Below are 21,247 nucleotides of genomic sequence, written 5' to 3'. Positions count from 1 at the left end.
CCCTAAACTACAAAGATACCGAATCATCTACAAAGGTGCGGTCAGTGTACTCATCATCACCCACATACTTGATTAAGACCTTGCCTGATGGCCCGAGCTTAATTGCAGGGTCTATCAAGAATTCTACACTCCTTTGATTAAGCTCTGGATATACGGCAAACTTATTTAATACTCCGATCCGCACTGGTTTAACGTCATTTTTCCCCTGCCAATAAGCGGATAATTCGCCAAAGCTACTATATTTCCCAGTTCGATTAAGTAGTACCGTAATTGCCTGACGACCATTTTTTGCGTTGCTTACAATGACATCCTCAAGCTGTACTTGCGGGTTCGCATCACCAACTCGTAGCATCACCGGAATGCTATAACTCATCAGCACGTCAATATTGATACCTTCTTGCAGCTTGCCTTTATTATTCGGCAGCTCCCTAAAGAGCAAATGTGAGCGATACTCTCCTTGTTCCATATTCGCCCTTCTGCGTACAGCCAGCTTTATTACCTGACGCTCACCAGGCCCCAGTGTTACTTGCCTAGGTGAAATACGGATGAAATGGCTTGCAGCCATAGGGTTTATTTTTTGCTCGGCAAAGTTGGCATAACCACCTTCTTTAAGTGCTAGCTTCTCTTGAAATTCAAGTCGATAAGATTTGGTCACCTCACCATTATTAATGATTGTAACCCTCTCAATTCTCTGACGCTCTTCGAAAGCAACCCGTGTTGGGGTGATCATCAGATTGGCGCTTACTTTACAGCAACAAAACAAAAGCAGCGTTAATATTAATTTATTCATAATTTAGGGCCTGTTTATCTTTCAAGTTTGTTTTTGCAGCAGTTTGATTGCCATTTATACAAGGCAGAGCCTGCGTAGCATAGTTATTCTATGTGAGTCAGGCGATAACACAGTAGAAATGCCAATCAAGCGCTGCCCTTTGGGTTCCCCTGAGTGCGCTTTGTTCATTGTTGCTCAACTTTTGCTTAGATTACTAGGCGGCAAGTCGAGCGCCGCGACCAAAACCCACTCACGGGAACAAAAATCAAACAGCAAAGGTCAACAGACCCTAGTAAGACAAAGTTATTTCAACGTTCAAGGTTTGCACCCCATCCGATAGCGATTTACCGTTGCCAGCAAAGCGCAATTGACCACCGACCTTAAACTCACCAGACCCAACACTATCGGTGTAAATAGCCTTCTCGTGATACAGCTCAGTCAATTGGAAGGCATCGGATGCACCAAGATTCCAATAGCCAAACCAGTCGTTGTAAACGGTAGATTGGACGCTAATTTGGCGATTATGAGGAAAATCGGTCAAGAGGATTTCTGCCGCATGACCAAACTCTACGAATAGAATATTGCTTGAGGTTTGTGGCCTAACATTAGGTTCTATCGTCACTGTGCCTGCGCTATTTTGGTCAATAATCGCAATCGTGCCAAAGCTCAATTTCTTAACGACCGATATATCTTGAGCTTTGGCCAAGTGACTGGCAAAAAGCAATGCCAGTACCATGTAACGCCACATGTTTTAGTAAGCGATTTCGATATCAACTTTACTGGTGTATACACCACCGCCATACGTATCTGTTCCAGAAAGTACTTTCGTACTTAACGTCGCACCAACTGAAAGCGTTGCGGCACCATTTGCATCAACCCTAAACTTGTTGTTTGTCACTTCACTGTTAGGCTGCGCACCGCTTACTACATAAAACTCAAAATCCTTTAAATCAAAAGAGGCATTACCTACGCTATCAACCGTAGTTGCGGCCGGAACCGTAATCGTTAACTCAGTGTTTGGCGCAGCATCGGTGATATTGATAGAGCCAGCTCCACCTGTACTAATAAGGTTTATTACTGCGTCACCAGTATTCTTAATTTCAGGATCGGTCAGTGTTGGATCCGCCTCAATCTTCATCGTGGCGACATCAGCTGCATCACCCTGCACTCGAATGATACCGAAATCAAGCGGATCACCGGCTTCAGCTGAAAATAAGTTTTTAACTTCTACTTTTACTTCAAGACGAGCAGTATCCTTAGCAATTGCTGAAGAAGTAAGTAAAGCAGCGGAAATAGAGCTTGCAATAAGCGCAGATTTAATCAGTGTTTTCATCTTTAAATTCCTTTAGAGGTCATTTTTATCATCACCGCAATGCCGTTTTTTGGTGACTTATTGTTTATCGTTCCCAAATGGGAAAACTTTAGTAAAAATTAAAGCATTAATCTTCTACAATCAAAGCTTTGGATAGAAAATAGTCTACAGTAGATTTTTGCTTCTTGAGTTGATCTTAATCCAGAAACTGTTGCCCAATTTCGCATTTCAAACGCTTGAATTTGCAATTCTGCCTCAGAAAATATACTAGGAAACTTTCGCTTTACTGCCGCTAATAGCGCTTGATGCTGCTCAACTTGAGGCATGGAATTGATAGATAGGGGAAACAACTTGAGTTGAATTCCAGTCGTTTGATTCGCCTTTTGTTTACTCGCGGAATAACGCTTAACCTCTACGTCAATATTCGATGTTGCTTGGATATTATCGACGCTAGCTTGAGACTCTAACAAAGTCAGCAAGTTTGTGAGATCCTGCTCTAACGAGCTCAATCGCTCAATACTTTTGAGCTGCTGCGCACTTAACAGCGAAGGCTCTTTAGATGAATGACTACAGCCACCTAAGGTGATTAAAGAGCCGAGGAGTAAGAATTTAAAAAACCGAATATCCACAATAAGTTATAACAAAAATCCATTTTCAGCTATGGTACATAAATCGCGGTAAATAACCAAATGCTTTTACCGCAAATATCGGTACATTTAACTTTATGTAATTACCTTTTAGCAATTAAATCGATAAGAGAAGCAAGCTCAGTTGAATACTCGTCTCTTCTCATCGCATGCTCAACGATGGCTTTTAAATAGCCGATTTTACTTCCACAATCATGGCTTTTTCCACGTAACGAATATGCATCGACTTGCTCTTGCTCCATCAACATGGCAATCGCATCGGTCAATTGAATTTCACCACCAGCACCTAGCGGTGTTTTTGCCAAAAGTGGCCAAATAGATTTATTTAACACGTAACGACCAACAACGGCTAAGTTTGAAGGTGCACTTTGCAGTTCAGGCTTTTCGACAATAGACTGCATCGCGCCTGACTCTCCTTGCGCGAGTGCCGCTCCTCCCAAGTCCACAATACCAAACTGAGAAACGAGCTCAGGCGCTACCGCTTCTACCATCACTTGGCTATTACCTGACGCTTTAAAACGCGCGATCATATCAGCAAGATTATCTTTTGTTAGATCGCATGCAGCGTCATCGACTAATACGTCAGGCAGCATAACCACAAAGGGCTCATCGCCAATCACAGGGGCAGCGCAATTGATGGCATGACCAAGGCCACGAGCCTCACCTTGACGCACATGGATCAGCGTAACGCCTTTGGGGCATATAGATTGTACTTCCTCTAACAATTGACGCTTCACCCGTTTTTCCAGTGTCGCTTCCAGCTCAAAGCTCTTATCGAAGTGGTTTTCAATTGAGTTTTTACTTGAATGGGTTACCAGTACAATTTCTTTGACGCCAGCCGCCGCAGCTTCATCTACTACATACTGGATCAAAGGCTTATCGACAATTGGCAGCATTTCTTTTGGAATGGCCTTCGTCGCGGGTAACATGCGAGTGCCAAGACCCGCCACTGGAATAACGGCTTTCATAAATACTCCTAAATCGCGACCGGTGCCTTTATATGCGGATGACATTCGTAGTTCACCAACTCAAAGTCTTCAAACTTAAAACCAAATATGTCTTTTACTTGAGGGTTGATCTGCATTTGTGGCTTTGCAAACGGCGCTCGGCTTAGCTGCGTTTCAACTTGTTCCATGTGGTTTAGATATAAATGGGCATCGCCGAAAGTATGTACAAAATCACCCACTTCTAAGTCACAAACTTGTGCAATCATCATCGTTAACAGCGCATAGCTTGCGATATTAAAGGGCACACCTAAGAAAATATCCGCACTGCGCTGATAAAGCTGGCAAGAAAGCTTGCCATCTAGTACATAAAATTGGAATAACGTGTGGCAAGGTGGCAACGCCTGTTTGCCCATCGCTGCATTTTCTTTCGGTGAATAGTTAGTATCAGGTAAAAGCGCAGGGTTCCAAGCACTCACAATCAGGCGACGAGAGTCTGGGTTGGTTTTGATTTGCTCTACAACATCTTTGATTTGATCTATCACTTCACCATTTGGCCCCGTCCAAGAGCGCCACTGGCTGCCATAAACTGGCCCTAAGTCCCCTTCATCCGTTGCCCAGCCATCCCAAATGCTAACGCCATTTTCCTTTAGGTATTTGATGTTAGTATCGCCTTGCAAGAACCAAAGTAGCTCGTGGATAATCGAGCGTAGATGACACTTTTTCGTCGTTACAAGTGGGAAGCCTTCTTGCAAGTTGAAGCGCATCTGGTATCCAAAAACACTCACTGTGCCAGTGCCCGTACGGTCTTCTTTTTTTGTGCCATTATCACGCACGTGGCGCATCAGTTCTAAATATTGCTTCATTGTTCGCTACTCTTTAACTTTTAACTTGCCCGGTAGATGGGTTGCTACCTTCTCGCTTATATGCCCACACCATAAGGATAGCGCCTGCAATCACCATAGGGAGAGATAAGATCTGACCTTGAGAAATAAAGCCACCATATAAGCCAATATGTGCATCTGGTTCACGGAAATACTCGATTGAGAAGCGGAAGACACCGTAACCGGCTAAAAATAGACCTGCTACACTGCCAGCTGGGCGTGGTTTCTTCCTAAACCATACCAGCATCACAAACAATACCAGCCCTTCAAAAAACGCTTCATAAAGTTGTGATGGATGGCGCGGCTGTGGTCCGCCCGTTGGGAAAATAAATGCCCAAGGAACATCCGTTACGCGACCCCATAATTCGCCATTAATGAAGTTACCGATACGACCAGCAAAAAGCCCAACAGGCACCATAGGAACGACAAAGTCGCCTACCGATAAAATCGAACGTTTGTTTTTAAGCGCATACACGATAATCGCCGTGATAACGCCCAATGCACCACCATGGAAAGACATACCGCCTTGGTCCACCCTAAACAAATAAAGCGGGTTTTCAATAAAATGAGTGAATTGATAAAACAGCACGTAACCAATTCGTCCGCCCAAGATCACACCGAGCATACAGTAAAAAACTAGGTCGCCAACTTGGTCTTTATTCCAACCAGAGTTTGGTTTTTTTGCTTCTTTCCCTGCCCACCACATGGCGAACATAAAGCCGATCAAATACATTAATCCATACCAACGAACACTTAACGGTCCGATGGAAAAAATCACAGGGTCTATCTGTGGAAACTGCAAAGCCATAGCCTTTCCTTAATTCATTAACATATTGCCAGCGATAACAATGAGTAACGCCGCAAACACTTTCTTAATCGTTGTGACTGGTAAGTGGTGCGTAGCTTTAGCACCAATAGGCGCCATAAACCATGAAGTTGCCACTATACCAAACAAAGCCGGTAAATAGACAAAACCTAAAAATCCATGTTCAATATCCACATGTTGGCTGCCAGAGGCGATATAGCCAAAGGAGCCAAAGATAGCGATAACAATACCACTGGCAGACGCACATCCTATCGCTTTTTTCATATCAACAGAGAAAAATGTCAGTAGTGGGACGATTAATGCTCCCCCGCCGATACCAATCATTGCTGACAGCGCCCCCGTTACCGAGGTTAGCATCGCAAGTATCGGTCCTTGCGGTATAACTCTGGTTGATTGTGGCGGTCTTCTGGAACTCCACGCCATTTTCAATGCAATGCCCACAACACTAACCACAAAAATAATTCTGACCAGTTTTTCAGGCAACATCACTGCGGCAAAACCACTACCCAACGCGCCGACTGCCACACCTAACATCACCCATGGAGCAATGTGCCATGGAACATTGTCATTTTTATGATGCGCTTTGGCTGAAGATGTCGAAGTGAAAATAATGGAGGCGAGAGACGTCGCGATTGCAACTAACACCACTTGATCTGTGGGTATAACATTAAATTTGGTCAAGATGACAGATAAAATAGGGACTATCAGCAGCCCGCCGCCGATACCAAGCAGACCTGCCAAAAAGCCAACTGCACAGCCGAGCAAAGCGCAAAGTACAACGATGAGTATAATAGTTTCCATCAACAAGCTCTTATTCTTATAGCGCCGTAATGGTAGCGTAAATAGCTTTAAGAAGCACCCTTTGCTTGGTGGCTGGTATAGAGTAATTCTGCAAAATGATGCTCAATCATAAATTCTTTAATAATTCGGCGCACTTGCTTAGATGAGGGTTGTGCTAAACAATTTTCAAGTAAAGCTTCCATATCCGTTACTCTCAGTCTGCGTAGCACCCATTTCACTTTGTTCAGTGATGAAATATTCATACTCAAACGGCGATACCCCATTGCAATAAGCAAGATCGCTCCCTCAGGCTCACCACCTAACTCTCCACATAGGCTAAAAGGCAGCTCGTGTAGTTCACACTGCTGTGCAATCTGGTTTAACACTCGCAATACACTGGGATGATAAGGGTCAAAAAGATCCGCCACTTGTGCGTTGGTTCTATCAACGGCTAATAAATACTGCGTCAAATCATTACTACCCACAGAGCAAAAATCGATTTTTTTCGACCACTCAGGTAACAAATACACGCTAGACGGTACTTCAAGCATTACGCCGATTTCTGGCTGGTCGATGGTATAAAAAGGATCAGCCCATTCGTCTTGCAGCTCAAAACAAGCCTGCTCAATGAGTGCCATCGCTTCATCTATTTCCTCACTATGGCCCACCATAGGCAACATGATCTGTAAGTTGCCAAGACCCGCGTTTGCTTTGATCATGGCTTTGATTTGATCCAAAAAAAGCTCGGGATGATCCAACGATACACGAATGCCCCGCCACCCTAAAAAAGGGTTTTCTTCTTTGATATCAAAGTAATCTAGAATTTTGTCGCCACCGATATCTAAAGTCCGCATCACTACGGGCTCAGGGTGATAACGTGATAGCACCTCGCGATACCAGACTTCTTGCTCCGATTGTGTTGGGAATTGGCCTTTTTGCATAAACCAAGACTCAGTACGATAAAGACCAACGCCATCGCAATAACTGGCGCTTAATGTCTCGGTCGATAGATCAAGCCCAGCATTTAAGAGTAAATTTATACGCTCACCATCGAGTGTAATAGGCGGCAAATCATGTTCCGCTTCAAACTTATCATGCAGAATGTTGTCTTTACGTTTGATTTCAACGTACTCATTGACCAACATTTGCGAAGGCGAAATATAAAGCCGTCCAGAATACGCATCCATGATCATAGACTTACCATCAAACTGTAATAATGGAATGTCTTCTATGCCCCAAATAGCGGGAACGCCCATCGCGCGAGTGAGAATGGAGGCATGAGAGTTGGCCGAGCCATGCACACTGACTACCCCTTTAAGCTTTTCTTTTGGTACTTGCGCTAACATAGTCGGGGTCAAGGTATGGGCGATTAGAATCGTATTATCTGGATAGTGTTTAACAGCTTGCTCAGTTGAGACTAAATGCTGGAGCACACGCAGGCCAATATCATTAACATCAATCGCACGCTCTTTGATATAAGGGTCACTCATCATATCAAACTGAGCCACAAGCTTTTCGATAACAAGCTTTAGCGCGGTTTTTGCGTTCCAGCCTTGTTGTATCTCAGACTCAACTTGTTTACCTAAACTCTTTGCATCCAAAAGCTGTTGGTAAACCTCAAACACAGCTACCGCTTCTTTTGGAATATCATCACTCAGAGTTTTGGCTAAAATATGAAACTCTTGCCGAGTCGCGGCCACCGCTTGATGAAACAGCTGAATTTGATGCTGAATATTGTCACTATGCTGCGGTTCAATACTCGCAAAATCAATATGGGGTAACACCACATAACCATCACCTAAGGCAATACCTGGTGCACTCGATACCCCTTTTAACACTGAAGTTCTGTGACTGCTTGCATCTTGTTGAAGTAAAGTTTGAATTTCGGTGTTGGCAAGCTGTGAAGCCAATTGCGCTGAAAGCGTAATAAGAAAGGACTCTTCATCATGGCTAAATACACGAGCAATCTTTTGCTGCACCACAATAACCCCAAGTACTTTACGCTGATGTACAACGGGCACTGATAAGAAAGCATTGTAGCCTTCTTCATTGACCTCAGGTGACAATTTGAATCTTGGGTGTGATTGGGCGTGGGCAACGTTAATTGGCTCTTCACGCTGGGCAACAAGACCGACTAGGCCTTCGGTAAATCCCATTCGGAATTTTCCGATTGCTTCAGGGTTTAAGCCATCCGTTGCCATCAGGATAAAGTTATCTTGACTGTAATCGGCAAAATAAACTGAGCAGCATTCAGTGTGCATGGCATCTTTGACCATAGTAACAAAGCAATTTAACGCGCTTTGTAGGTCACTTTGCTGTGCCACTGACTCAGCAATCGATCTTAACGTTGCTAACACCTGCTGCTCCTATTTTTATCGTTTTGTGCGCCAGAAATCCTTCTGCCCTTGCTGTTCACGTTTACCAAATGGCATCGCAAACGGAGCGAATTCCTTCATCACTCGACGATAGACATCACGCTTAAACGATACAACTTGACGTACTGGATACCAATAGCTGACCCAGCGCCAATCATCAAACTCAGGGTGATGCGTACGTAATAAGTCTACGTCTTCATCTTTACACCTAAGTTTCAATAAAAACCATTTCTGCTTTTGCCCGATACAAACTGGGCTTGAATCTCGTCTAATTAACCTTTTTGGTAGTTTGTAACGTAACCAATGTTTAGAACTTGCTACTATTTCAACATCTTCTGGCCTAAGTCCAACTTCTTCATGAAGTTCACGATACATCGTTTGCTCAGGTGTTTCCCCTTGATCTATTCCGCCTTGAGGAAATTGCCAAGAGTGTTGTCCGTAACGACGGGCCCAAAAAACCTGCCCCTGATTATTACAAATCACTATTCCGACATTGGCACGAAACCCTTCGGCATCAATCACCTTAGTGCCTCATTTATAAGTCGATTTTTAATGATTGTTCCACAACTCCCGCGTCACGGCAAATTTAATTCCATTCTATACCTAAATTATCTCAGCATACTCTCAACTTACCCACAACTTGTGCATAACTAAGTATTTTTCAGTTCAAATTACGAACAAATCCACAATTACACACTTCAAACCCTAGGTTTTCCACATATTCTGTGGATAATTATGTTTATAGTCTTGTATTTATCCAAAGCCATAAGATTTTCAAGCCACTCTGACTGTAGCAAAATAAAAATAACTTCATATTTATCATATAGATAATAAAGTTATTACTTTAACCATATGTTGAAATAACAAGCCGCACTTAAGTTGAGCGTAAAATAACCAACTTACTTCACCACATGATTTCTTTTATAATCGTGTTTTTAGGGGATAGACTCAGGAGTATCGCTTGCCACCAGTTACACCACCACGCTCTGTGGGCGAACTTATGCAACGTGTTGAAAACATAGCCGGCTTAACATTGGGTGAACTCGCTCAGCAGCTCTCGTTTAAAACACCACAAGACTTGCTCAAAGAAAAAGGCTGGGTAGGACAACTCATAGAAGCAGCCTTAGGTGCTACCGCGGGCTCAAAGCCTGTGCCTGATTTTGAGCATATTGGCGTTGAACTCAAGACTTTACCAATAAGCTATCAAGGCAAACCGCTAGAAACCACCTATGTTTCTGTCGTGCCGCTGACTCAGTTAACAGGGTTAACGTGGGAAGCGTCGAGTGTTAAAAAGAAATTAGCTCACGTTCTTTGGCTACCCATATTAGCCGAACGAGAAATTCCTTTAATAGATAGGGTTATTGGACACGGCTTCTTATGGCGGCCAGACGCGCATCAAGAACAGTTGTTACGAAGAGACTGGGAAGAGCAAATCGAGTTAATCGCTACGGGTCACGTAGACCAAATCTCAGGGCATCTTGGAGAAGTCATGCAGATAAGGCCAAAGGCGGCAAATGCCAAAGCGCTCACCGACGCCATAGGGCCGAACGGTAAAATAGTGCAAACTTTGCCAAGAGGTTTTTATTTGAAAATCAATTTCACTCAATCGATATTAGCGCAGGAGTTTGGTGCTTAAAAACACCTGTTGACTTTTTGTACAAAAAGTACAAATGTAAAACAACCAACATCTTGTATAGATTTGGTTAACATTTATATTTTTTATAGAAGGAGACGACAATGAAATTAAAGTTCAACAAAAAATCGATTAAAGAACTTAGTGTGAACAAAACACTTGCTACTAAGATGACGCCGGCTGTTGCTGGAGGTAATGGTCCTGCAACGATGGATGATGCTTGTAATTCACTTCGAGTCTGTTGGACATTTAGAAATGGCCAAGCAAATTGTGAGATTTGGGGTGATGACCGCTAGCAATAAAAAACGCCAGTAGCTAAACCGGCGTTTTTACAATACATCAAGTAATGCTAATTACTGACCTTTGATTTCACTACGGCCTTTGTATACTGCTTTTTCACCTAGCGCTTCTTCAATACGTAGCAATTGGTTGTACTTAGCTACACGATCCGAACGGCAAAGTGAACCTGTCTTAATTTGACCTGCAGCTGTCGCCACTGCTAAATCAGCAATGGTAGCGTCTTCGGTCTCACCAGAGCGGTGTGAAATAACGGCAGTAAAGCCAGCATCTTGCGCCATTTTGATGGCATCAAGCGTTTCAGACAGTGAACCAATCTGGTTGAATTTAATCAAGATTGAGTTACCAATGCTTTCTTCAATACCACGCTTTAAGATCTTAGTGTTAGTAACAAAAAGATCATCACCCACTAGCTGAACTTTATCGCCAATTTTATCTGTTAGGATTTTCCAGCCAGCCCAGTCGCTTTCGTCTAGGCCATCTTCGATTGATACAATTGGGTAACGTGCTGCAAGATCGGCCAAGAAGCCTGCAAAACCTTCCGAGTCGAATGTTTTACCTTCGCCCTTTAGGTCATACTTGCCATCGACATAAAACTCAGACGCTGCACAGTCAAGTGCTAGTGTTACGTCTTTGTTCATTTCGTAGCCAGCTGCTGCAACCGCTTCAACAATCACTTCTAGCGCTTCTTCATTTGATTTAAGGTCTGGAGCAAAACCACCTTCATCACCAACTGCAGTGTTCAGGCCACGAGACTTAAGTACGTTTTTCAAGCTATGGAAGATCTCAGCACCCATACGTAGTGCTTCACGGAAGCTCTTTGCGCCAACAGGCTGAACCATAAACTCTTGAATATCAACGTTATTATCCGCGTGCTCACCACCATTGATAATGTTCATCATCGGAACTGGCATTGAGTACTGACCTGCTGTACCGTTGATGTCTGCGATATGCTCGTATAGCGCCACGCCTTTGTCTTGTGCAGCTGCTTTTGCTGTTGCTAGAGATACCGCAAGGATAGCGTTCGCACCTAGTTTTTCTTTGTTTTCAGTGCCGTCTAAGTCCAACATAATTTGGTCGATTGCACGTTGTTCTAGCGCGTTTTGACCTTCAAGTGCTGCCGCGATTTCGTTATTTACGTAGTTTACCGCTGTTAATACACCTTTACCTAAGTAACGAGACTTATCACCATCACGTAGCTCTAGTGCTTCACGGGTACCCGTAGATGCACCTGATGGCGCACATGCACGGCCCCATGCACCTGACTCTAGGTGTACGTCCGCTTCTACTGTTGGGTTACCGCGTGAGTCCATAACTTCACGGCCAATCACTCTAACGATTTTTGACATCTTGATTCCTCTTATTCCCAAAGTGGTGTGTGTTGCACTGCTTCTGTCGCAGGCGAATTCAGGGTCAATAAACCCGCTTTAAAGTTTGCCTTATCTCTGTTGCTTCGCAAAGTGAAGAATTTACACGTATCACATTGACGCGCCGGCAGATAAGAAAAAGTTTGGCGATAAACACTACTCTTAGCGCCTATTGCAAAACCTTCTGCAACAAAAAAGCCGTGCAAGAGCACGGCTTTTTCTTATTACGAAGATGCTTTTTGGTGGCTGTATGCCGCCGCAACAAAGCCTTCAAATAACGGGTGACCATCACGAGGCGTTGACGTGAACTCAGGGTGGAACTGAGCCGCGATAAACCAAGGGTGATCTTTATTCTCGATAATCTCAACTAGTTTCTTGTCTTCTGACAGACCAGTAAATTGCAGACCCGCTTTTTCAAGCTCAGCAACATAGTTGTTGTTTACTTCGTAGCGGTGACGGTGACGCTCAACGATTTCGGCATTACCGTATACTTCACGCACCTTAGAGCCCTCTTTTAAGTGGCAAAGCTGCGCGCCAAGACGCATAGTGCCACCAAGATCAGAGTCGTGGTCACGTACTTCAATCTTACCGTCTGCATCTAACCACTCAGTGATCAGACCAACTACTGGGTGTGGGCTTTCAAGATCAAATTCAGTTGAGTTAGCACCAGTCAGACCTGCAACGTTACGCGCATACTCGATTAACGCAACTTGCATCCCTAAACAAATGCCTAGGTATGGTACTTTGTTTTCACGTGCATATTTTGCAGCTAAAATCTTACCTTCAACGCCACGGTTACCAAAGCCACCTGGTACTAAGATAGCATCAAGGTGTTCAAGTAACTCAGTGCCTTTGCTCTCGATATCTTGAGAGTCAACATATTCAATATTCACCGTTAAACGGTTTTTCAAGCCAGCATGCTTCAATGCTTCGTTAACTGATTTATATGCGTCCGGTAATTCGATGTATTTACCAACCATACCAATTGTCACTTCACCAGTAGGATTTGACTCTTGATAAAGTACCTGTTCCCACTCAGATAAGTCCGCTTCTGGACGTTCAAGGTAGAAACGACGACAAATGATGTTATCAAGCTCTTGCGACTTCAATAACGCAGGGATCTTATAAATACTGTCTACGTCTTGTAGCGAGATAACTGCTTTTTCTTCAACGTTAGTGAATAGTGCAATCTTCGCGCGCTCGTTCGCTGGTAGTTTACGATCTGAACGACATATCAAAATATCAGGTTGAATACCGATTGAACGAAGCTCTTTCACAGAGTGCTGAGTTGGCTTAGTTTTCACTTCACCCGCAGGGCCTAAGAAAGGCACTAGCGTCAAATGCATAAACAAAGCGCTCTCACGACCAAGCTCTGTGCCTAGCTGACGAATTGCTTCTAGGAAAGGTTGTGACTCGATATCACCAACCGTACCACCGATCTCTACGATAGCAACATCATGGCCTTCCGCGCCTTCAAGCACGCGACGCTTGATGTCGTTTGTGATGTGAGGAATAACCTGAATAGTGGCACCTAAGTACTCACCTCTACGCTCTTTGCGCAACACGTCTTCAAATACACGGCCCTGTGTAAAGTTGTTACGCTTGGTCATTTTAGTGCGAATAAAACGCTCGTAGTGACCAAGATCAAGGTCGGTTTCCGCGCCGTCTTCGGTTACGAATACTTCACCGTGTTGGATAGGGCTCATGGTCCCAGGGTCAACATTGATGTAAGGATCCAGCTTTAGAATCGTTACTTTCAAGCCACGTGCTTCTAAAATAGCGGCTAAAGAAGCAGCTGCAATACCTTTACCCAAGGAGGATACTACTCCGCCCGTTACGAAGATAAATTTTGTACTCATGCGAACCCTAGAAATTTCAGGAAAATTGGAATTTAAATAAGAATCAAGACGGGGCGATAGTATAGCAAAAGCACCTAAGTCATTCCAGCTAAAAATGACTTAGCGCGGTAATATATTTTATCAGGAGGTCGTTTTAAGTAACGAACAAACCGTAAAATCAGTCTCAGTTTTTACTGCGCTGACGACATTTCACTGTCTCCCAAGCATCATCCATCTCCTCCAAGCTCGCATCTTTAAGTGATAGTGAGGACTCATTCAAAACGGCTTCGACTTGCACAAAGCGATTTCTAAATTTCTCGTTGGCTTGACGTAGCAGCTGCTCCGGATCTCGTTTTATATGTCGGCTCACATTTACAGTTGCAAACAACAAGTCGCCCACCTCTTCCGCCGTATGTTCAGAGAGTGGATCAACTTGCAGCGCCTCGCTCACCTCTGCGACTTCCTCTTGTACTTTATCCCACGCGCCGTGGTAACTTGGCCAGTCAAATCCAAGTTTGGCTGCTTGCTTTTGAATTTTGTAGGCTTTTGATAATGCAGGCAAGCTGCTTGGAATATCTGCCGCGAACGCCCCTTGTTTTTGTGCCTGTTTTTCTTGCTGTTTAATGGCGTGCCATTGCTGTTCAAGCTCTGCTTCGCTTAAGCTTTCCTGATTTTGAAATACATGAGGGTGACGTCTCACTAATTTGTCATTGAGGGTTTGCACTATGTCAGCAAAATCAAACAGCCCCTGCTCTTTTCCAAGCTGAGCATAAAAAATCACTTGGAACAGCAAGTCCCCCAACTCTTCTTTTAAGTGAGCAAAGTCGCTTTGCTCGATAGCATCGGCAACTTCGTGTGCTTCTTCTAACGTATGAGGGACAATGGTTTTAAAGGTTTGCTTCTTATCCCAGTCGCATCCAGTGCTTGGGTCGCGCAGCTGCGACATAATCTCTAGCAGCTGCTCTATCCCCGTTGCTGTAGAAGGCTTAGAGTCGTTTGGCATCAAAAACACCTTCGATTTGCATCAATTTAGTCAGCAAGCGATGCATAGCAGAAAGGTCATCCACCTCTACCTTCATCATAAATACTGCTACGTTTTTATCGTCTTGTGTTTGTACGTTCATATTGAGCACATTGACTTTTTCATTGGCAAGCACAGAGCTAATGTCTCGGATCAGCCCTTGGCGGTCGTGTGCTTCAATTTTTAATGTAATGGCATACGACGCTTTAACATCATCTGACCAACTGACCGCAATCTCACGCTCTGGATGTACATCCGTAATATGAGCAAACGACTCACAATCAGAGCGATGCACAGCAATACCTCGCCCTTGCGTGATGTAACCCACAATTTCATCGCCCGGTACCGGCTCACAGCATTTCGCCATATGACTCATCAAGCTGCCAACCCCATCAACGACCACTGCGTTTTTGTCGCCTTTCGTGTGTTTTGGCGAGGAGATTTTTAACTTAGGTGTATCCTCAGGTTTATCTTGAACGTAGTTCAGGAATTGGTTGATACGAATATCACCGGCACCAATCGCCACCATTAAATCGTCGAGCTCTTTAAAGTTAAAGCGGTCAATCGCGGGTTCTAAATCTTTATAGGTAATATCTAGTTTTTGCAGATGACTATCTAAAATTTCCTTACCCGCTTGAAGATTTTTGTCTCTATCTTGCTGCTTAAACCAGTGATGGATCTTACTGCGCGCTCTTGAAGAATGAATATATCCCAGCGACGGGTTTAACCAATCTCGACTTGGTGAAGCATTTTTCTGGGTAAGAATTTCTACCTGATCGCCTGTGCGCAATGTGTAAGTGAAAGGCACTATTTTACCAAACACTTTTGCACCAATGCAGCGATGTCCAACATTGGAATGAATGTAGTATGCGAAGTCGAGTGGCGTCGAGCCTAGCGGCAAATCAAAGATATCGCCCTTGGGCGTGAATACATAAACACGGTCTTCGACAACCTGATTCTTCAGCTCATCTGCTATTTCACTGCCATCTACCACTTCTTCTTGCCACTGCAACAGTTTGCGTAGCCAGCTAATTTTTTGCTCATATCCTGAGTTTCTGCCCGGCAATGCACCTTCTTTGTACATCCAATGTGCCGCCACCCCAAGCTCTGCATCTCGATGCATGGCCTCAGTGCGAATTTGGATTTCTACCGTTTTGCCCTCAGGACCAAATACCACGGTGTGGATAGACTGATAGCCGTTTTGCTTAGGCGTAGCAATATAGTCGTCAAACTCTTTGTTTAAATGCCGCCAGCTGGTGTGCACAATACCCAAAGCGGCGTAGCAATCTTGAATTTCATCTACCACCACACGCATCGCGCGAATGTCGAACAACTGTTCGAATTCATAGCTTTTCTGCGCCATTTTTTTATAAATGCTGTAAATATGCTTAGGGCGACCGTAGACCTGCGCTTTAATGCCTGCATCCGCAAGTTTTTGTGCCACCGAATTAACCATATTTTCCATATAAGCTTCGCGGTCTAGGCGTTTATCAGAAAGCTTCTTGGCAATAGACTTATACGTATCCGGATGCAAATAACGAAAAGAGAGATCTTCAAGTTCCCATTTTAATTGGCCAATCCCCAAACGGTTCGCAAGTGGCGCAAAAATATTGGCTGCGGCTTTTGCAGCAACAACTCTTTCTTCTTCCGATGCTTTCTTAACCGCACGTAAATGGCAGATTTGCTCAGCAAGCTTAATCACCACGGCACGCACATCTTCCACCATAGCGAGTAACATACGGCGGATGTTGTCGACTTGTACCTTACCCGAGCTTTGGTGTGCTAAAGTGCTGATGGTGTCCATATTCTCCACCCCTCTTAAAAGCAGAGAGATATTTTTGCCAAGCGCTTCCTCTACTTGCTCAAGGGACAACTTTCCAGCAACAAAATAAGGAGTTAAAAACGCAGTTGCTAAAGATTCGCTATCAAAATTTAAGTCTGCAAGGATCTCGACCATTTCGATGGCATTATTGAGATGTTCCGTTGACTCATCCGCGGGACAAAGTTCATAGGCCTTTTGCAGCCAGTCCCTTTGATCCTCTGACAAGTTTAAGATAGTGAGTCGCGCATCAAACTCTAGTGGCAAAGTGGTTTGATGCGACTGCCGAGTAGCAACCATGTTTTGATACCTCCTTAAAATTACTTACCCGCCTCATTTTCGGGTAAATTATCTAGCCTAATGCTCGGGCAATAACGGCCTCAAAGCTCAGGTTATTTACACTGTTTTTTAAACAGCGCCATGGTTTCGATATGTCCCGTGTGGACAAACATATTCATTAAGCCAAGCTTCTCTAATTCAAAGCCTGCCTGTGCTATTACCAAAGCATCGCGCGCCAGTGTCACAGGATCACATGACACGTATAAAATACGGGTAAACTGCGTCAACGGTAATTGCTGTAGAACCTCAAGTGCACCAGGCCTTGACGGGTCAAGTACCAACACATCCAGATTTGCGTCGAACCAAGCAGCTTCTGTAATCGACTGAGTTAGATCAAAACAGTGAAACTGAACATTACTGATTTGATTAGTTTGCGCATTTTGCTGAGCCATTGCAACCGATTGCGCTTCACCTTCTACGCCAATCACATTTTTTGCTTGTTTTGCGAGCACCAAAGAGAAATTTCCCACCCCACAGAAAAGGTCGAGCACACTTTCATCGTTACTCAGCTGTAGCCAGTCTGTGGCTTGGCGCAGCATTGCTTCGTTTACAGATTGATTTACTTGAATAAAGTTGTTCAATTTAAACTCAAGTGTTAAGCCAAATTCATTAAGGTGATAGAATGGCAACTGAGAGTACACAACTGGCGTCTCGCCATCGTCAAACAGGACCTGACAATTTTTCAGCTCGTTTTGTAACGTTTCGCGAGTCAAAGCGGACAGTGGCTTTGTATGACGACACAACACATAATTATGATTGTCGGCCTGACAAAGCTGAATATGACTGATCAGCCTAAACTCACTTAGCGACTGTGCAAGCGCACTTAACGTGTTAACAATACGATCAAAAGGCGACACCAATATATCACACTGCGCTATTTCGATAATCTGCTTCGACTGACTTGCTCTAAAGCCTAACTTCATGCTTTTGCTTTGTTTATCATAAATACATGCCAAACGAGCTGCACGACGATAATGAAGCTGCATAGAGGTGATCGGTGCTTGCCAAGGTAAGTGTTTAATGTTGGCAAAACGCGCAAAAAGTTTTTCAACTGCATGTTGCTTTTCATTGAGCTGACCATCAACACTTTGATGCTGCAAGCTACAGCCACCACACTGCTGGTAATGCGGGCAAAACGGCTTAACACGCTCTTTAGAGGCATTAAGTACTTTGGTCATCTTCGCTTCCAAGAGTTTAGACTTGGCCTGTACAACCTGTGCTCTCACTCGCTCACCAGTCAAGGCACCAGCCACAAAACAGACTTTACCTTCATGGCGAGCAACACCTCGCCCCTGGTGATCCATTGACTCTATGGTTAATTCTATTTGCTTTGACGGCTTAGCAGCTTTCTTAGCACGAAAAATCTGTGCCATTGGGTTCCTCATTTGTTTGCTTATCACGTCGGTAAAAGATAATCTTAGTTACAGATTTCTCTGCACTTTTTTGACCCTATGACAAAATTAAACCTGCGTGACAGTATTTTACTACTCACTCTTTTGCCAACCCTTTTGGTTGGCTTGCTACTTGGTGGTTATTTTACTATAAATCGCTACGTAGAGCTTGAGGAAATTCTGATAAGTCAGGGAAATCGCATTGCAGATTCTCTGGCCATGTCAGTAGAATACCCAATAGAAAAACAAGATAAAGCGCATTTACACCGCATTTTAAGCCAAGCACACAATAAACACGCACCACTGGTAAAAAGTATCGCGCTGTTTGATAACCAAAATCAGCTTATTCTTACCAGTAATTATCATAGTGAATTCGACAAATTACATTATTTTGGTGAAGTGCAAAAGCTACAAACCACCGAAGTTACTACACTAAAAAATACCTTTGTGTTTTATTCACCAGTTAAAAACCATTTAGCCAAAAAAACCGATTGGCATAGTGCTGAACCAGCTACGCTCGCGGTTTTAGTTGTAGAGATCAGTAAAGACCAAGCGTTGATATCACAGCAGCGCGCGCTAATCTTGAGTGCTATTGTTATTATTTTCTCCTTTTTACTTAGTGTTATGTTGGCCATGCGATTATCACGTATGCTGACCAAGCCGATTGCCAGTTTGATTTTAGCCACAGACAAACTCAACGAAGGTAAACAAGACATCGCTATCAATGAGCCGATGCGGGGTGAGTTTGAGCTGTTGCGCCAAGGCTTGATAGTGATTGGCAGAAAGATGGCCAATCAAAAAGACGAAATGCAAAAGCACATTGATCAGGCAACTAGTGATTATCGCGAAACCCTAGAGCAGTATGAAACGCAGAATATTCAGCTCAATATTGCCAAAAAAGAAGCACAAGACGCTAACCGCGTAAAATCGGATTTCTTGGCTAAGATGAGTCACGAACTCAGAACGCCGCTCAACGGGGTCATTGGCTTTACTCGTCAACTTTATAAAACACCATTAAATAAACACCAAAAAGATTATTTAGATACCATAGAGCTATCCGCAAATAGCCTGCTTACCATCATTAGTGACATCTTAGATTTCTCAAAACTAGAAGCCGGTGCTATGGAGCTGGAGAATATCCAGTTTGAATTACGCGACGCCGTTAATGAGGTCATGACCTTATTAGCGCCAAGTGCCCACGACAAACAGCTAGAGTTTTCGATTTCTGTTAATCGCCAGGTGCCGGATAACTTAATTGGCGACCCAACGCGATTTAAACAGGTATTGACCAATCTAATTAGTAATGCCATCAAGTTCACGGAGAAAGGCTCAGTCAAAGTGGATATTAACCATCGCTTGATGGATGAATCTCAATCCTCGTTGTTAGTGTCTGTCAGCGATACTGGGGTCGGTATTGCGCAGGATAAGCAAGACGCGCTATTTACACCGTTTGCTCAAGCCGATACCAGTATCACCCGTAAATTTGGCGGCACCGGCCTAGGTCTTATCATCACAAAGCACATTGTTGAGGCGATGAATGGCCGTATCACTCTGAACTCGGCACCTGGAAATGGTACCTGTTTCTCATTTAATGCCGTCTTTGCCCTGCCAAACCGTCTCTACAACGACGACTTACCAAGTAAGCCGCTGGAAAATAAGCGCGTGCTTTACTTTGAACCGCAAGAGCATACTCATCATGCTGTTATGGCTCAGCTACAAGCATGGGACATGCAAGTAACACGCTGCCTCACCGAAGAAGAGTTTGATACAGCCTTGGCGCAGGATTTTAATTACGATATCTGTCTAATCGGCTCTATGGCAAGCGTCGATCAAATGCAGACGGTTAAGAGTTACATCAAGCAAGCTCGCGGCTCCGCAGACTACTTATATTTGATGGTTAATACCGTGTCTCATAATATGCGTGAGGCGCTTATTGGCAGTGGTGCTGACGCTTGTTTAAGCAAACCGCTTAATCACAGAAAACTCTGCGAAATGCTTGCAGCACCTTATCGTTTAGACCACCCAGACATGAGTGCCAATGAAATCGAAGCTACCAGTTTACCACTTAAAGTGCTCGTTGCAGACGATAACGATGCTAACTTGAAGTTGATCTGTACTTTGTTAGATGAGCAGGTAGAGGCAATAGATACCGCACATAATGGCGCTCAAGCAGTCAGTTTATGTAAATCAAGGAAATACGACCTGATATTTATGGATATTCAAATGCCCATAATGGATGGTATAAGCGCCTGTAGAAGCATAAGAGATTCGTCCTTAAATGAGGATACTCCTATCATCGCCGTCACCGCACATGCACTTGCTGGCGAAAAAGAGCAACTGCTTAAAGATGGCTTTAGTAACTATATGACTAAACCCATAGATGAAGATATGCTCAAGCAAATTATTTGCGACCATAGCGCATCTTCACCAGTCGCGAGACAAAAAAATATCGAGAGTCATCAGCACAGCGTGCCGCCATTTAATAGCCAAATGTTAGATTGGGGATTAGCATTACAGCGAGCGGGTAATAAACCTGATTTAGCATTGGAGATGCTCAACATGCTGCTTTCTAGCGTGCCCGAAACGTTGCAGCAGTTGGAGTCTGCACAAGACGCAGAGGATCTCCCTACGCTGCTCAAAGTAGTGCATAAGTTTCACGGGGCATGTTGTTACACAGGCGTACCAACCCTGAAGAAATTGGCTGAAACCATTGAAACCGGGTTAAAACAAGAAAAACCACTCAGTGATATCGAGCCTGAGCTATTTGAGCTGGTCGATGGACTCACTTTATTGCTTTCTGATTCCGAGCCCGCACAATCCAGCTGATCTTTATGTTCACACTCTTCTATTCGCTACTTTCTATGCTAACAACCATGGAAATAGCGAATAGATAGGAAATGTGGCACATACCTCCTAACACACCAGGCAACGCTTCCCGACAATTTATTACACTTTCTAACAGCACTTCCCCAAGTCTTGTAACAAACTTCTTACATTCTAAATTC

Annotated in this window: 18 protein-coding genes; 3 read left to right on the top strand and 15 right to left on the bottom strand. The window is 43.9% G+C overall.

Annotation, left to right across the window (positions count from 1 at the left end):
* Positions 1–7: 7 nt before the first annotated feature.
* The 10 genes from GSF04_RS10830 to rppH all read right to left on the bottom strand — a co-directional run bounded on the left by GSF04_RS10830 (position 8) and on the right by rppH (position 9,059).
* Positions 8–790 (bottom strand): fimbria/pilus periplasmic chaperone, encoded by a 783-nt coding sequence (locus tag GSF04_RS10830; protein ID WP_211859527.1) that lies wholly within the window; start codon positions 788–790, stop codon positions 8–10.
* A gap of 268 nt (positions 791–1,058) precedes the next feature.
* Positions 1,059–1,505 carry a DUF4402 domain-containing protein gene (locus tag GSF04_RS10825; protein WP_130164505.1) on the bottom strand — a complete coding sequence of 149 codons (447 nt, stop codon included), beginning with the start codon at positions 1,503–1,505 and terminating at the stop codon, positions 1,059–1,061.
* A 15-nt stretch (positions 1,506–1,520) separates the two neighbouring features.
* Entirely contained in the window at positions 1,521–2,102 is a 582-nt protein-coding gene (locus GSF04_RS10820; protein WP_211859526.1) for a DUF4402 domain-containing protein, read from the bottom strand.
* Between the two features lie 98 nt (positions 2,103–2,200).
* A complete protein-coding gene (locus tag GSF04_RS10815; protein ID WP_211859525.1) occupies positions 2,201–2,710 on the bottom strand; it encodes a hypothetical protein in 510 nt (169 codons plus the stop codon).
* 101 nt (positions 2,711–2,811) lie between these two features.
* Positions 2,812–3,696, bottom strand: a complete 885-nt coding sequence (gene galU, locus GSF04_RS10810; RefSeq protein WP_211859524.1) for a UTP--glucose-1-phosphate uridylyltransferase GalU — start codon at positions 3,694–3,696, stop codon at positions 2,812–2,814.
* Positions 3,697–3,704: 8 nt separating this feature from the next.
* Positions 3,705–4,538 (bottom strand): thymidylate synthase, encoded by an 834-nt coding sequence (locus GSF04_RS10805; RefSeq protein ID WP_039492613.1) that lies wholly within the window; start codon positions 4,536–4,538, stop codon positions 3,705–3,707.
* A 13-nt stretch (positions 4,539–4,551) separates the two neighbouring features.
* Complete coding sequence (gene lgt, locus GSF04_RS10800; RefSeq protein WP_211859523.1) at positions 4,552–5,364, bottom strand: prolipoprotein diacylglyceryl transferase; 813 nt, start codon at positions 5,362–5,364, stop codon at positions 4,552–4,554.
* 9 nt (positions 5,365–5,373) lie between these two features.
* Positions 5,374–6,183: a sulfite exporter TauE/SafE family protein gene (locus GSF04_RS10795; protein WP_010369329.1), complete on the bottom strand. Its 810-nt coding sequence runs from the start codon at positions 6,181–6,183 to the stop codon at positions 5,374–5,376.
* Between the two features lie 47 nt (positions 6,184–6,230).
* On the bottom strand, positions 6,231–8,519 hold the full coding sequence (gene ptsP, locus GSF04_RS10790) for a phosphoenolpyruvate--protein phosphotransferase (protein ID WP_211859522.1): 2,289 nt from the start codon (positions 8,517–8,519) through the stop codon (positions 6,231–6,233).
* Between the two features lie 15 nt (positions 8,520–8,534).
* Positions 8,535–9,059, bottom strand: a complete 525-nt coding sequence (gene rppH, locus GSF04_RS10785; RefSeq protein ID WP_010369331.1) for an RNA pyrophosphohydrolase — start codon at positions 9,057–9,059, stop codon at positions 8,535–8,537.
* A 439-nt stretch (positions 9,060–9,498) separates the two neighbouring features.
* Between rppH and mutH the strand changes: the two genes are divergently transcribed.
* Complete coding sequence (gene mutH, locus GSF04_RS10780; protein ID WP_045989510.1) at positions 9,499–10,173, top strand: DNA mismatch repair endonuclease MutH; 675 nt, start codon at positions 9,499–9,501, stop codon at positions 10,171–10,173.
* A 101-nt stretch (positions 10,174–10,274) separates the two neighbouring features.
* Entirely contained in the window at positions 10,275–10,466 is a 192-nt protein-coding gene (locus tag GSF04_RS10775) for a hypothetical protein (protein ID WP_211859521.1), read from the top strand.
* A 57-nt stretch (positions 10,467–10,523) separates the two neighbouring features.
* Here the strand turns inward: GSF04_RS10775 and eno are convergent, their stop codons facing one another.
* From eno to rlmD, 5 genes are all read right to left on the bottom strand, one after another.
* Positions 10,524–11,816 (bottom strand): phosphopyruvate hydratase, encoded by a 1,293-nt coding sequence (gene eno / locus GSF04_RS10770; protein WP_010369337.1) that lies wholly within the window; start codon positions 11,814–11,816, stop codon positions 10,524–10,526.
* 242 nt (positions 11,817–12,058) lie between these two features.
* Entirely contained in the window at positions 12,059–13,693 is a 1,635-nt protein-coding gene (locus tag GSF04_RS10765; protein ID WP_010369341.1) for a CTP synthase, read from the bottom strand.
* Positions 13,694–13,856: 163 nt separating this feature from the next.
* A complete protein-coding gene (mazG, locus tag GSF04_RS10760; RefSeq protein ID WP_211859520.1) occupies positions 13,857–14,675 on the bottom strand; it encodes a nucleoside triphosphate pyrophosphohydrolase in 819 nt (272 codons plus the stop codon).
* The gene (gene relA / locus GSF04_RS10755; RefSeq protein ID WP_010369348.1) at positions 14,659–16,812 is read right to left on the bottom strand and encodes a GTP diphosphokinase; all 2,154 of its coding nucleotides are present in this window, start codon (positions 16,810–16,812) and stop codon (positions 14,659–14,661) included. The genes mazG and relA overlap by 17 nt, the downstream gene beginning before the upstream one ends.
* 92 nt (positions 16,813–16,904) lie before the next feature.
* Positions 16,905–18,224, bottom strand: coding sequence for a 23S rRNA (uracil(1939)-C(5))-methyltransferase RlmD (gene rlmD / locus GSF04_RS10750; RefSeq protein ID WP_211859519.1), 1,320 nt, complete (start codon positions 18,222–18,224; stop codon positions 16,905–16,907).
* A gap of 78 nt (positions 18,225–18,302) precedes the next feature.
* On the opposite strand from rlmD, the gene barA reads away from it, so the two are divergent.
* A complete protein-coding gene (gene barA, locus GSF04_RS10745; protein WP_130126608.1) occupies positions 18,303–21,068 on the top strand; it encodes a two-component sensor histidine kinase BarA in 2,766 nt (921 codons plus the stop codon).
* Positions 21,069–21,247: the final 179 nt, after the last annotated feature.

Source organism: Pseudoalteromonas sp. A22, from assembly GCF_018141345.1.
GTDB lineage: Bacteria > Pseudomonadota > Gammaproteobacteria > Enterobacterales > Alteromonadaceae > Pseudoalteromonas > Pseudoalteromonas maricaloris.
Note: the sequence above shows the minus strand (reverse complement) of the source record. Positions and strands in the feature narration are given on the sequence as shown.